Annotated in this window: 10 protein-coding genes; 5 read left to right on the plus strand and 5 right to left on the minus strand. The window is 71.8% G+C overall.

From position 1 onward, the window contains the following. Positions 1-30 precede the first annotated feature (30 nt). From hisC to hppD, 4 genes are read right to left on the minus strand one after another with little or no spacing between them, the layout of a single operon-like run. A complete protein-coding gene (hisC, locus tag F8271_RS08960) occupies positions 31-1,134 on the minus strand; it encodes a histidinol-phosphate transaminase (protein ID WP_151489229.1) in 1,104 nt (367 codons plus the stop codon). Further along, positions 1,131-2,132 carry an RDD family protein gene (locus F8271_RS08965; RefSeq protein ID WP_151489230.1) on the minus strand — a complete coding sequence of 334 codons (1,002 nt, stop codon included), beginning with the start codon at positions 2,130-2,132 and terminating at the stop codon, positions 1,131-1,133. Before F8271_RS08965 ends, hisC begins: the two co-directional genes overlap by 4 nt. Continuing rightward, a complete protein-coding gene (locus F8271_RS08970; protein WP_225854290.1) occupies positions 2,129-2,821 on the minus strand; it encodes an RDD family protein in 693 nt (230 codons plus the stop codon). The genes F8271_RS08965 and F8271_RS08970 overlap by 4 nt, the downstream gene beginning before the upstream one ends. Before the next feature lie 11 nt (positions 2,822-2,832). Beyond that, the gene (gene hppD, locus F8271_RS08975; protein ID WP_151489231.1) at positions 2,833-4,038 is read right to left on the minus strand and encodes a 4-hydroxyphenylpyruvate dioxygenase; all 1,206 of its coding nucleotides are present in this window, start codon (positions 4,036-4,038) and stop codon (positions 2,833-2,835) included. 130 nt (positions 4,039-4,168) lie between these two features. Here hppD and F8271_RS08980 point away from each other — a divergent pair, with 130 nt between their 5' ends. The 5 genes from F8271_RS08980 to F8271_RS09000 all read left to right on the plus strand — a co-directional run bounded on the left by F8271_RS08980 (position 4,169) and on the right by F8271_RS09000 (position 12,600). After that, the gene (locus tag F8271_RS08980; RefSeq protein WP_151489232.1) at positions 4,169-4,663 is read left to right on the plus strand and encodes an Lrp/AsnC family transcriptional regulator; all 495 of its coding nucleotides are present in this window, start codon (positions 4,169-4,171) and stop codon (positions 4,661-4,663) included. Between the two features lie 72 nt (positions 4,664-4,735). Further along, positions 4,736-6,178: a PQQ-binding-like beta-propeller repeat protein gene (locus F8271_RS08985; RefSeq protein ID WP_370461888.1), complete on the plus strand. Its 1,443-nt coding sequence runs from the start codon at positions 4,736-4,738 to the stop codon at positions 6,176-6,178. A gap of 70 nt (positions 6,179-6,248) precedes the next feature. Next, positions 6,249-7,916: a fumarate hydratase gene (locus tag F8271_RS08990; RefSeq protein WP_151489234.1), complete on the plus strand. Its 1,668-nt coding sequence runs from the start codon at positions 6,249-6,251 to the stop codon at positions 7,914-7,916. Positions 7,917-8,176: 260 nt separating this feature from the next. Continuing rightward, positions 8,177-11,155, plus strand: a complete 2,979-nt coding sequence (locus F8271_RS08995) for an AfsR/SARP family transcriptional regulator (RefSeq protein WP_151489235.1) — start codon at positions 8,177-8,179, stop codon at positions 11,153-11,155. A gap of 35 nt (positions 11,156-11,190) precedes the next feature. Beyond that, entirely contained in the window at positions 11,191-12,600 is a 1,410-nt protein-coding gene (locus F8271_RS09000; protein ID WP_192580200.1) for a class II fumarate hydratase, read from the plus strand. Here the strand turns inward: F8271_RS09000 and F8271_RS09005 are convergent. Then, positions 12,577-12,891: a hypothetical protein gene (locus F8271_RS09005; RefSeq protein ID WP_151489237.1), complete on the minus strand. Its 315-nt coding sequence runs from the start codon at positions 12,889-12,891 to the stop codon at positions 12,577-12,579. The genes F8271_RS09000 and F8271_RS09005 overlap by 24 nt on opposite strands. Positions 12,892-12,926: the final 35 nt, after the last annotated feature.

Genomic DNA, 12,926 nt, shown 5'->3' on the forward strand with positions numbered 1-12,926 from the left:
ACCGATTGGTCACAAATGGCGGTACGTCGCTCAGATCAGCGCCGCCTCCGCAGCGACCAGGAACGCGTCGTTCTCGGCCGGGGTGCCGATGGTGACCCGGACGCCGTCGCCGGCGAACGGCCGCACGATCACCCCGCGCGCCTCGCACGCCTTGCCGAACGCCACCGCCCGGTCGCCCAGCGGCATCCAGACGAAGTTGGCCTGGCTGGTCGGCACGTCGGGCACGAACTTGCGCAGCGCCTCGGTGACCCGGTCCCGTTCGGCCACGACCAGCGCGCAGCGACGCTCCATCTCGGCGGCCTGGGCCAACGCCGCCAGCGCACCGGCCTGAGCCGCCGAGCTCGTGGAGAACGGCGTCACCACCTTGCGGATCGCCGCCGCCACCACTGGCTGCGCGACGAGCCAGCCGATCCGCAGCCCGGCCAGACCCCACGCCTTGGACAGGGTGCGCAGCACCGCCACGTTCGGCCGGTCCAGGTAGTCGAGCCCGTCCGGCACCTCCGGATCGGTGACGAACTCCCGGTACGCCTCGTCGATGACCACCAGCACGTCGTCCGGAACCGCGTCGAGGAAGCGGTCCAGCTCGGTACGGCGTACCGCGGTGCCGGTGGGGTTGTTCGGGTTGCAGACCAGGATCATCCGGGTCCGGTCGGTCACCGCGGCGGCCAACGCCGCCAGGTCGTGACCGTGCCCGGCGTCGTTGGGCACCCGCACGCTCGTCGCACCGCTGGTCGCCGCGATGATCGGGTACGCCTCGAAGGACCGCCACGAGTGGAGCAGCTCGTCGCCGGGCAGGCAGGTGGCCCGGACCAGGTGCTCGGCGAGCGCCACCGACCCGCAGCCGGTGGCGATCCGCTCGGCGTCCACCCCGTAGCGCTCGGCCAGCGCGTCGCGCAGCGCGACCACGCCCATGTCCGGGTACCGGTGCGAGGCGGTGACCGCCTCGGCGACCGCCTCGACCACGCCGGGCAGCGGGCCGTACGGGACCTCGTTGCTGGCCAGCTTGATCGCCTCGGCCAGGCCCAGTTCCCGGGCCAGGTCGGCGGGGCTGCGCCCCGGCACGTAGCTGGGCAGCGCGTCCAGGTCGGCGCGGGTCAGCCGCAGGGCCGGCTGGTGACGTCCGGAGTCGGTCATGGGGTGTCTCCCGAGGGTTGGTCGCGGTCGTTCGTGGGGGTGGGATCGGTGCTGACAGGAACTTCGACGACGACCGTCTGTACGCGCTTGTCGTGCAGCGCCTGACGCAGCGGGTGGTCGAAGAGTGGGGAGAGGGCGTCGACCAGTTGCAGCACCAGGCCGAGGCCGGCGCAGTACCAGAGCAGGGTGGGCAGACCCATGGTGGTCCACCGCCCGAACGCCCGGGCGAAGCCCAGCGGCTGGTCGGCGGCGAGCGGCACGGCGCGGATCCGCATCACCCGCTTGCCGAAGGTTTGCCCGCGGGCCGCCATCCCGGGCACCTCGTACGCCGCCCAGAGCGCCGTGGCGATCAGGAGGATGACCACCTGGAGCAGTCCGGCCTGCTCGCCGATCTGCGGCAGGTTCTCGGTGGAGGTGTCGCCCGCGAACGCCCGCCGGAACACCTCCCGCCAGTACGGCAGCATGTCCTCGATCAGCCGCCAGACGAACCAGCCGTTGACCAGGGCGTTCAGTGCGAAGACGACGGTGAAGTCGATCAGCCGGGCGACGAAGCGGCGGCCGTACCCGGCCAGCCTCAGGCCGTGCGGGCGTGGCTCGGGCGGCCGTCCGGGCCAGCCCGGCGGTACGCCCTGCGGTGCCCACCCGGGGGGAGCGCCCTGCGGCGACCAGCCAGGAGGAGCGCCCTGCGGCGGCCAACCCGGTGGGCCGGCCTGCGGTGTCCAACCCGGGCCGCCCTGGCCCGGCTGCGGGCCGTACCCCGGCTGTGGGCGGTACCCCGGGGGAGGGCCGGATCCGGGGTGGGGTGCCCAGCCCGGTGCGGCGGTCGTCGCGGCGGGGACCGCCGGGGTGACCGGGACGGGCGGCGGCTCGGCCGGTGGTGGCCCGTCCGGTGGGGTGGCGTCGACGGGGATGGGCGCACCGAGCCAGCCCTCGCCGTCCCAGTACCGCCGGGTCTGAGGATCGGCGGGGTCGACGTACCAGCCGGCTTCAACGCTCACGCAGACACCTTAACGACGACCGTCCCGGCGAACTTGTCGTGGAGGCACTGCTGCCAGGGCTTGTCCCACAGCTGCCACAGCCCGTCGGCGTAGCTCAGGCCCGGCACCAGTGAGCACGCCAGGTACTGCACCAGCCACCGCCGGCCGGCCATCCGCCGGTCGAGCGTGCCGGTCGGGTCGAGCGGCACCACTCGCAGCTTCATGAGCTTCTTGCCGAGCGTCTGGCCGCCGCGCTTGAGGTACTCCACGTGGTAGAGCCAGTACAGCCCGAGCAGCACCACGAGCAGCCCGAGTTGGAACAGCAGCATCGGCAGGAAGAACTGGGTGAAGAAGGTGGCCGGGTCGGGCTCCACGAGGGTGCCGTCCGGGTTGGTCCGGGTCATCTCGCTGAACATCCGCCACCAGAGGACCAGGAAGACCGGCATGAACAGCACCAGCGAGACGATGCTCGCCAGTGCCGTGTCGATGAGCCAGGCCAGCAGCCGGTCACCGAAGCTGGCCAGCGGCTGCCCGCCCGGGCTCAGCGCCGGCGGCGGGGTCACCGGCCAGGGCGGCGGCGGGTATCCGGGTGGGGCGTACTGCGGCGGCACGGCGTACCCCTGGGGGTGTGGTCCGGGCGGCGCGAAGCCGCCGGCGGCGGGCGGGAGCCCACCGGCCGGCGGCATCGGGTACGACGGAGGCTGCGTCACGCTCGCAAGTGTTACAGGTTGCCGCGCGCTTCCTGCTCCCGCTCGATGGCCTGGAAGAGCGCCTTGAAGTTGCCCTTGCCGAAGCCGAGCGAGCCATGCCGCTCGATCAGCTCGAAGAAGACGGTCGGGCGGTCCTGCACCGGCTTGGTGAAGATCTGCAGCAGGTAGCCGTCCTCGTCGCGGTCGACCAGGATCTTGCGGGCCTTCAGCTCCTCGATCGGCACCCGCACGTTGCCGATCCGCTCGCGCAGCTCCGGGTCGTCGTAGTACGAGTCCGGGGTGTCCAGGAACTCGACACCGGCGGCCCGCATCGCGTCGACGCTGGCCAGGATGTCGTTGGTGGCGACCGCGATGTGCTGGGCGCCCGGGCCCTGGTAGAACTCCAGGTACTCGTCGATCTGCGACTTCTTGCGGGCGATGGCCGGCTCGTTGAGCGGGAACTTCACCTTGCGGGTGCCGTTCGCCACGACCTTGCTCATCAGGGCCGAGTAATCGGTGGCGATGTCGTCGCCGATGAACTCCGCCATGTTGGAGAAGCCCATCACCCGCTTGTAGAACTCGACCCACTCGTCCATCCGGCCCAACTCCACGTTGCCGACCACGTGGTCGACGGCCTGGAAGAAGCGCTTCGGCTGGATGCCGGCGTCGATCATCGGCTGGCGGTCCACGATCGGGCCGCGGGCCACGAAGCCGGGCAGGAACGGGCCGGTGTAGCGGGACCGGTCGACCAGCGTGTGCCGGGTGTCGCCGTACGCGGCGATGGCGGCCATCCGGACGGTGCCGTGCTCGTCGCTCACCTCGTGCGGCTCGACGACGCTGGCGGCGCCCTGCGCGATGGCGTGCGCGTACGCGGCGTCGACGTCCGGCACCTCCAGCGCGATGTCGCTGACCCCGTCGCTGTGCTTCGCCACGTGCTCGCTGCCGTGGGCGTCGGGGCGTACCGCACCGGTCAGGACGAACCGGGCCGAGCCGCTGGTCAGCACGTACTGGGCGTGGTCGCGGTAGCCCTGCTCGGGGCCGCGGTACGCCACGCAGGTCATGCCGAACGCGGTGGAGTAGTAGTGCGCGGCCTGCTTGGCGTTGCCGACCAGGAAGTGCACGTGGTCGAGGCCCTTGACCGGGAACGGGTCGTGGCTGATGTCGTGGTTGACAGCGCCGACGAGCTGGTCGACGTCGACGTCCTCGGTCGACTGGGGTCGGTCGATCGCCTGGGTCATGGTGGCCTCCCTCGCGTACCGGCCGGCCTCGTGGGCCGGTTCTTGACCGAAGGATCGTCGTGCCGGCATCGAGTGGGCAACCGTCGGTGTAAATGCTGGTCAGGTTGCGCATTCAGTATGGTCTGAACCCATGAAGGGTGAGCAGGCTGTACAGCTCGACGCGCTCGACGTTCGCTTGATCGAACTACTCGCCGAGGAGCCACGGATCGGCGTGCTGGAGTGCTCCCGGCGGCTCGGCGTGGCCCGGGGCACCGTGCAGGCCCGCCTCGACAAGCTGGTCGACCGGGGGGTCATCGGTGGCTTCGGCCCGGAGATCTCGCCGGCCGCGATCGGCTTCGGGGTGACCAGCTTCGTCACCCTGGAGATCAGCCAACGGCACGGCCACGACCCGGTCACCGCCCACCTCGCGGCGATCCCCGAGGTGCTGGAGGCGCACACCATCACCGGCTCCAGTGACCTGCTCTGCCGGATCGTGGCCCGCTCCAACACCGACCTGCAGCGGGTCATCGACCAGATCGTCTCCTCCGCCGGCATCACCCGGGCGTCGACGATCATCGCGTTGGCCGAGCAGATCCCCTACCGCACGCTTCCCCTGGTGCGTAGTGCCGTGCGAGCGTCCTCGTAACACCTCCGGGCCCAGAAAGCGCGGCGACACGGCGGCGCGGGCGTACGAAAGATCCGTGATCGTGGCTACGGTGTGCGGGTGGCGAAGGGGAGCGTGCGCGTCGGCCTGCTGGCCGGCCTCGCCGTGGTCGTGGCCCTCGCCGCCACCGGCGTCTGGAATCCCTTCCCCGGTCTGTGGGACTGGGTCGACCGCAGCGAACCCATCTCCGAGCCGGACGTGGTCTGGCAGCAGCGGATCGGCGGCACCCCGCGCAGCGTGACCATCGCCGGTGACACGGTGGTGGTGGAGCAGCGCACCCGGGTCGAGGCCCGCAGCCTGGCCACCGGCACCCAGCTGTGGGAGCGCAAGGCGGACTGGTCGGCGGTCGCCGGCGGTGACCGCGACCCGGTCGTCGCCGTGGGCAAGCTGCTGGTCAAGGGGTACGAGCTGCTCGACCCGACCACCGGTGCGACCCGGCGGCGCGACGACGACGCGGTGGCCGTGTGGACGTACCGCAACCTGCTGCTGGACGCCCGTTGCACGGACGCCACCGACTGCACCCTGAGCGCCTGGGACCCACGCGGCACCACCCCACTGTGGACGGCGTTCCTGCCCGGGGTGCACAGCGGCCTGCTCGCCGACAACCCGGGCCTGCGCGGCACCCGCCGGCTCACCGCCACCCGGATCGACGACGGGGTGGCCGGTCCGGAACCGGTGCCGCCGCTGCTCGGCTTCCCGGTCGACGGGCGGGTGCACGTGGTCGACACCGCCACCGGCCGGGTACTGCAGAACGTCGAGCCCGGGCAGGACGAGCGGCTCTCGGTGGTGGGCGGCCGGATGCTGCGGATCGCCGCCCGCTCCCAGGACGGCAGCTGCTACTTCGCCATCTCCGCCCGCGACCCGGCGACCGGGCAGGAGGCCTGGCAGCGGGCCGGAGTCAACCTGCGTACCGCCGACAACGCCGGCTGCGCGCAGCGCGAGGACCCGCAGGGCGCGCGGAACGTCCTGATCGGCGTCGGCGCGGACGGCCGCGAGGCGGTGATCGACGGGTACGACGGACGGCTGCTCTGGGTCGGCGAGCCCAGCACGAAGCTGATCGCCGTCGACGACCGCTACGCCGTGTTCCGGGCCGCCGACAAGCGTTCGGTGGTGTCCCGCGAGCTGGGCGCCGACCGGACGGCGTGGACCCGCCCGGCCAGCGGCAAGGCCGGCGCGGCGCTCACCCCGTACGCGGCGGTGATCGCCGACGAGAAGCCGTCCCGGTTGACCGCGCTGGACCCGCGCACCGGTCGGGAGCTGGCCGTCGTGCGGACCTCCGCGAACGCCCTCGCGGTCGGGCCACCGGGCATGATCATCGGCGAGGGGCGGGAGATCGGCTACATCCGCTTCGGCGCGACCGCCGGCACCCCCGGCCGACCGCCCGGCAACGGCGGCGTCCCCGGCCCGGGCGGCACCGGACCCGCCGGACCGGACGGCGACACCTGCGGGCCCAAACGGGAACTCTGCCCCGAGACGGGCGGCGGCAAGGACGGCTGATGAGAGCGGCGTCCCAGACCCAGCCCGGCGGGTGGGAATGATCGACCGGTCTGCCCTAGGCTTGCCGCTCATGAGCAGTGCCGCCGCATTCTCGTACGCCCCCCTCCTGCCGACCGGCCCCGACCAGACCGACTATCGCCTGGTCACCGACGAGGGCGTGGACGTCGTACACGGCCCGGGAGGCCGCCGGTTCCTCACCGTGGAGCCGGCCGCGCTCACCGCGCTGACCGCCGAGGCGATGCACGACATCGCGCACTTCCTGCGCCCGGCGCACCTGGCCCAGCTCCGGTCGATCATCGACGACCCGGCCGCCTCGCCGAACGACCGGTTCGTCGCACTGGACCTGCTGCGCAACGCCAACATCGCCGCCGGCGGGGTGCTCCCGATGTGCCAGGACACCGGCACGGCGATCGTCATGGGCAAGCGCGGCCGGCACGTGCTGACCGACGGGGCCGACGCCGAGGCCATCTCGCGGGGCGTCTACCAGGCGTACACCCGGCTGAACCTGCGCTACTCGCAGCTCGCGCCGCTGACCATGTGGGACGAGCGGAACACCGGCAGCAACCTGCCCGCCCAGGTCGACCTGTACGCCGAGGACCCGGACGGGCACCCCGACGCGTACAAGTTCCTGTTCATGGCCAAGGGTGGCGGCTCGGCCAACAAGTCGTACCTCTACCAGGAGACCAAGGCTCTGCTCAACCCGACGCGGATGATGCAGTTCCTGGAGGAGAAGCTGCGGCTGATCGGCACCGCCGCCTGCCCGCCGTACCACCTGGCCATCGTCATCGGCGGCACCTCCGCCGAGTACGCGCTGAAGACCGCGAAGTACGCCAGCGCCAAGTATCTCGACGCGCTGCCCACCGCCGGCTCGATGAGCGCGCACGGCTTCCGTGACCTGGAGCTGGAGGCGGAGGTTCTGGAGTTGACCCGCAACTTCGGCATCGGCGCGCAGTTCGGTGGCCGGTACTTCTGCCACGACGTGCGGGTCGTCCGGCTGCCCCGGCACGGCGCATCCTGCCCGGTGGCGATCGCCGTCTCCTGCTCCGCCGACCGTCAGGCCGTCGCCAAGATCACCCCCTCGGGCGTGTGGCTGGAGCGCCTGGAAACCGACCCGGCGCGGTTCCTGCCCGACGTCACCGACGACTCCCTCGACGCCGAGCTGGTCGTCCGGGTCGACCTCAACCGGCCGATGGACGAGATCCGCGCCGAACTGTCCAAGTACCCGGTGAAGACCCGGCTGTCCCTGTCCGGCCCACTGGTCGTCGCCCGGGACATCGCGCACGCCAAGATCGCCGAACGGCTCGACGCCGGCGAGCCCATGCCGCAGTACCTGCGCGATCACGCCGTCTACTACGCCGGCCCGGCGAAGACCCCCGAGGGGTACGCTTCCGGCTCCTTCGGCCCGACCACCGCCGGCCGGATGGACGCCTACGTGGAGAAGTTCCAGGCCGCCGGCGGCTCACAGGTGATGCTGGCCAAGGGCAACCGGTCCGGTCAGGTGACCCGCTCCTGCCAGCAGCACGGCGGCTTCTACCTCGGCTCGATCGGCGGCCCCGCCGCCCGCCTCGCCCAGGACTGCATCAAGCACGTCGAGGTGCTCGAATACCCGGAGCTGGGCATGGAGGCGGTCTGGAAGATCGAGGTGGAGGACTTCCCCGCCTTCATCGTGGTCGACGACAAGGGCAACGACTTCTTCGCCGAGGTCACCAAGCCGGTGCTCACCGTCGGCCGCCGCTGACTCAGGACGTACGCGAAAGGGGCGTCGGGCGAATCCGCCCGACGCCCCTTCTGTCGCCTGTGCTCCACCGACATCGGTGCGCCCGCCCCGCTGGGGTGGAGCGGGCGCACCGCCCCCGTCGGATGCCGTCACCGACAACCCGGAGCGAGTGTGCTGCGCACCGCTGTCGATCCGCTCTCAGATCACTATCGCCTGACTGCGTCGATCTGTGATCGCCGGACTACTCTGCTGGAAGTTGCACCACTGAAGCGGAGGAGTAGATGCGGTTCGGGATCCTGGGGCCTCTGCGGGTCGGCGGTGGCGAGTCCACTGTCACCGCGGGTCGCGACCGGACCGTGCTCGCCATGCTGCTGCTGCGGGCCGGTCGGCTGGTGCCGGTCGAGGAGCTGGTCGACGCGGTGTGGGAGGAACACCCGCCGGCCACCGCGCGGGCGCAGTTGCAGACCTGCGTGTCGCGGTTGCGCCGACGGTTCACCGAACTGGGACTGGCGCCGGAAACCATCATCACCGACCCGGTCGGGTACGGCGTCCGTACCGCCCCGAGCGACCTGGACGCCGAGGTCTTCGCCCGCACGCTGGAGGCGGCCCGTACCGCCGTCGCGGCCGGCGGGCTGGCCGAAGCGGGTGAACGGTTCCGCGCGGCCCTGGCGCTGTGGCGCGGGCCGGCGCTCGGCGGCATCCCCAGCCGCAGTGTCCGCCGTCGCGCCCAGATGCTCGACGAGCAGCGCCTCACCGCGTTGGAGGAGTGCGTCGACGTCGAGCTGCGCCTCGGGCGGGCCGCCGAACTGATCGAGGAACTCACCGACGGCGTCGACCAGCACCCGCTGCGGGAGCGGCTGCGCGGCCAGCTGATGCTCGCCCTCTCCTCGGTCGGCCGGCAGGCCGACGCGCTCTCCGTCTACCGGGAGGGGCGGCGGTTCTACGCCGATGAGCTGGGCATCGAACCGGGCGTCGAGTTGCAGGAACTGCATCAGCGCGTACTCGCCGGCGACCTGGCCCTGGCCGGCCGGGAGTCCCAGGCGGTCGCGCCGGTCCGATCGTTGCCCCGGGCGATCGGCGACTTCACCGGCCGACAGGAGACGATGGCCCGTCTGGTCAAGGAGGTGCGGAACGGCACGCGGATCCAGCTCATCGACGGCATGGCCGGCAGCGGCAAGACCACCCTCGCGGTGCACGTCGCCACCGCCCTCGCCAACCACTACCCCGACGCCCAGCTCTACATCGACCTGCACGGGCACAGTGAGCGCACCCCGTTGACGCCGGCGGCGGCGGTGGCCACGCTGCTGCGGCAACTCGGCGTGCCCGACGAGCGGGTGCCGGCGAACCCGGACGACCGGCTGGCGCTCTGGCGGACCGAGCTGGCCGGCCGGCGGGCCCTGGTGGTGCTGGACAACGCGGCCACCGCCGACCAGGTGACACCGCTGCTGCCCAACGGCTCCCAATGCCTGATCCTGGTCACCAGCCGCCGCCGGCTGGTCGGGGTGGACGAGGGGCGCCCGTCGTCGCTGCCCGTGCTCGACACCGACGAGGCGGTCGAGCTGCTCGGGCGGGTGGCCGGCGTGGATCGGGTGGCGGCCGAGCCGGAAGCGGCCGCCGAGGTGGTCCGCCGCTGCGGGCACCTGCCTCTCGCCATCCGGCTGGCCGGTGCCCGGCTGGCGCACCGGCCACGTTGGCGCATCGCCGACCTGGCCGAGCGGCTGATCTCCCGCCGCGATCCGTTGGCCGAGTTCGAAGCGGGTGAGCGGTCCGTCGGCCGCGCCTTCGCCCTGTCGTACGCGCAGGTGTCGCCGGCCGCGCAGCGCGCGTTCCGGCTGCTGGGCCTGCACCCGGGGGTGCGGTTCGACAACGCGGTCGCCGCCGCCCTCACAGAGCTGACGGGTTCCGGGGCGCAGGACCTGCTGGACGAGTTGGTCGACGCGCACCTGGTCGAGGAGGCGGAGCCGGGCCGCTACCGGCTGCACGATCTGGTCCGGGAGTATGCGCGGACGCTCGTCGCCGAGCCGGAGCGGGCAGCCGAGCGCCGGGATGCCATCGAGCGTCTGCTCGACCATCACCTGCACGTCGCCACGGCGATCGCCCGCCGGAGGGAGTTGTCCTCGCTCCACTCGTTGATCGTGGTGGCCGAGCCGCTCCGCCCTGACCTGGTCGCGCTCGTCGCCGAGCAGGGACGAGCCTGGCTCGACGAGAACCTGGCCGCGTGGACCGCGCTGGTCCGGTTGGCGGAGACCGAGGGTTTCCTCCACTACTGCTGGCAGTTGGCGAGAGCCTGCTGGTACGCCCAGTTCGAGAGCGGTCGCCTGGACGAGTTGATCGAGACACACACCGTCGGCCTGCGCGCGGCCGAGGAGTTGGGCGACGACCGGGCGGTGGCGACGATGCTCAACTATCTCGCCTCGGCTCATTACCGGCTGGGCGACTTTCCCGAGTCGATCCGGGTGATGGAGAGGTCGCTCGAGATCTTCCGTCGGCTCGGTCTGCGCCGCGAGTTCCGCAACACGCTCGGCAACCTGGGCACCTCGTACGCCGCCAACTTCCAGTTTCACCAGGCCCGGGAGTGCTACGACGCCGCCCGTGCGTTGGCGACGCGGATGCGCGACAAGGAGGCGCTGGCGAACGAACTCAACAACCTGTCAATGACCCTGCTGCTGTGGGGACGGCACGACGAGGCGCTGCGTACCGCCCGACGACACCTGGGGATCGCTCGCGAACTCGGTGAACCGCGCCGGATCGGCAACGCCCTAGGGCACCTCGGGATGATCCGACATCGGATGGGTGACCTCGTGCCAGCCGGCCGGTTGCTGCGGGTGGCGCTGCGCGTCAAGCGACAGGTGGGCGCCCGTTTCGGTGAGGGTGAGATCCTGAACGAGATCGGAACGATGGAACGGGAGGCCGGGCACCAGGAGCGGGCCGCCGACCTGCACCGTGCGGCGCTCGTCGCGATGACCGAGGTCGGCGACCGCATCGCCCAGTGCACCTCGCGCAATCTGCTGGCCCGGGCGATCCTTGACCAGGGGGACGTGACCAGCGCGTTGGACCTTCATCGTCGGGTATTGGCCGACGCCGTCAATCTGGGTGCCCGCCAGGAGCAGGGCCGCGCGCTGGTGGGCGTCGCCCGCTGCCTGCGCCCGACCGACCCGGCGGCGGCGCGGGCCCAGCTGAGCCGTGCGCTGTTCCTGTTCCGGCAGATCGAGGCGCCGGACCAGCACGAGGCGGAACGCCTGCTGGCCGAGTTGGGCTGACGGATCATCTGCGAGTCGGCCACGGGCGCGGCAGGATGGTACGCGTGACGACTCCAGAGGCGACCGGTTACCGCATCGAACGCGACTCGATGGGTGAGGTGGAGGTGCCCGCCGAGGCGCTGTGGCGGGCCCAGACCCAGCGTGCGGTGCAGAACTTCCCGATTTCCGGCCGGGGCATCGAACCGGCCCAGATCAAGGCGCTCGCGCAGATCAAGGGCGCGGCGGCCGAGGTCAACGGCGAGTTGGGCGTGATCGACGCGAACGTGGCCGCCGCCATCGCCGCCGCCGCCGCGCACGTGGCCGACGGCGGGTACGACGACCAGTTCCCGGTGGACGTGTTCCAGACCGGCTCCGGCACCTCGTCGAACATGAACACCAACGAGGTGATCGCCACCCTGGCGAGCCGTGAGCTGGGCGCGCCGGTGCACCCGAACGACCACGTCAACGCGTCGCAGTCGAGCAACGACGTGTTTCCGTCGTCGATCCACCTGGCCGCGACCCAGTTCATCGTGGAAGACCTGCTGCCGTCGCTGAACCACCTGGCCGCGGCGTTGGAGGCCAAGGCGGCGGAGTTCGAGACGGTGGTGAAGGCCGGGCGTACCCACCTCATGGACGCCACCCCGGTCACGCTGGGTCAGGAGTTCGGCGGGTACGCGGCCCAGGTCCGCTACGGCGTGGAGCGGCTGGAGGGCTCGCTGCCCCGGCTGGCGGAACTGCCGCTGGGCGGCACGGCCGTGGGCACCGGGATCAACACGCCACTCGGGTTCGCCGCCGCCGTCATCGGCAAGCTGCGCGAGTCGACCGGGCTGCCGCTGTCCGAGGCGCGCAACCACTTCGAGGCGCAGGGCGCCCGGGACGCGCTGGTGGAGACGTCCGGGCAGCTCCGGACCATCGCCGTGGGCCTCTACAAGGTCGCGAACGACATCCGCTGGATGGGCTCCGGCCCCCGCGCGGGTCTGCGTGAGCTGCGCATCCCCGACCTCCAGCCCGGATCGTCGATCATGCCGGGCAAGGTCAACCCGGTGGTCGCCGAGGCGATGCGGCAGGTCTGCGCACAGGTGATCGGCAACGACGCGACGGTCGGTTTCGCCGGCTCGCAGGGCGACTTCGAGCTGAACGTGATGCTCCCGGTGATGGGCCGCAACCTGCTGGAGTCGATCCGGCTGCTGTCCGCGGTGAGCCGGCTGTTCGCCGACCGCCTGGTGGTCGGCCTGGTCGCGGACGCCGAGGTCTGCCTGGCGTACGCCGAAGGGTCGCCGTCGATCGTCACCCCGCTCAACCGCTACCTCGGGTACGACGAGGCCGCCTCGATCGCCAAGGAGGCGCTGGCCAAGCAAGCCTCCATCCGCGAGGTGGTGATCTCCCGAGGTCACGTCGACTCCGGCAAGCTCACCGAGACCCAGCTCGACGAGACCCTGGACCTACTCCGGATGACCCACCCCTGAGGCGGGGTCGCCGCGCGGCGCCGCCCAGCCGAGGAAGCGGGCGTACAGCGCGGCGGGGTCCGGGCCGTCGTGCGGGTTGAGCCGGTACAGGTCGGCGGCCGCGTCGTGCAGCACCGTGCACAGGTAGATGCTCAACGCGATCCGGTCGTGGGCGTACTCCTGACAGAGGGTGAGCCGCGCGACCGAGCACGGCCAGGGCCCGGCGCAGGCCCGGCAGAGCCAGAGCGGGCGCAGCGGCAGATGGGGTCGCCGGGCAGGGGCGGTGCGGTCGTCCAGGGCGGTCCGGGGCATGCTGCGGCCTTCCTTTGGAGTTGATGCGGTTGGCG

Origin of the sequence: Micromonospora sp. ALFpr18c (assembly GCF_008868155.1) — a bacterium.
Taxonomy (GTDB): domain Bacteria; phylum Actinomycetota; class Actinomycetes; order Mycobacteriales; family Micromonosporaceae; genus Micromonospora.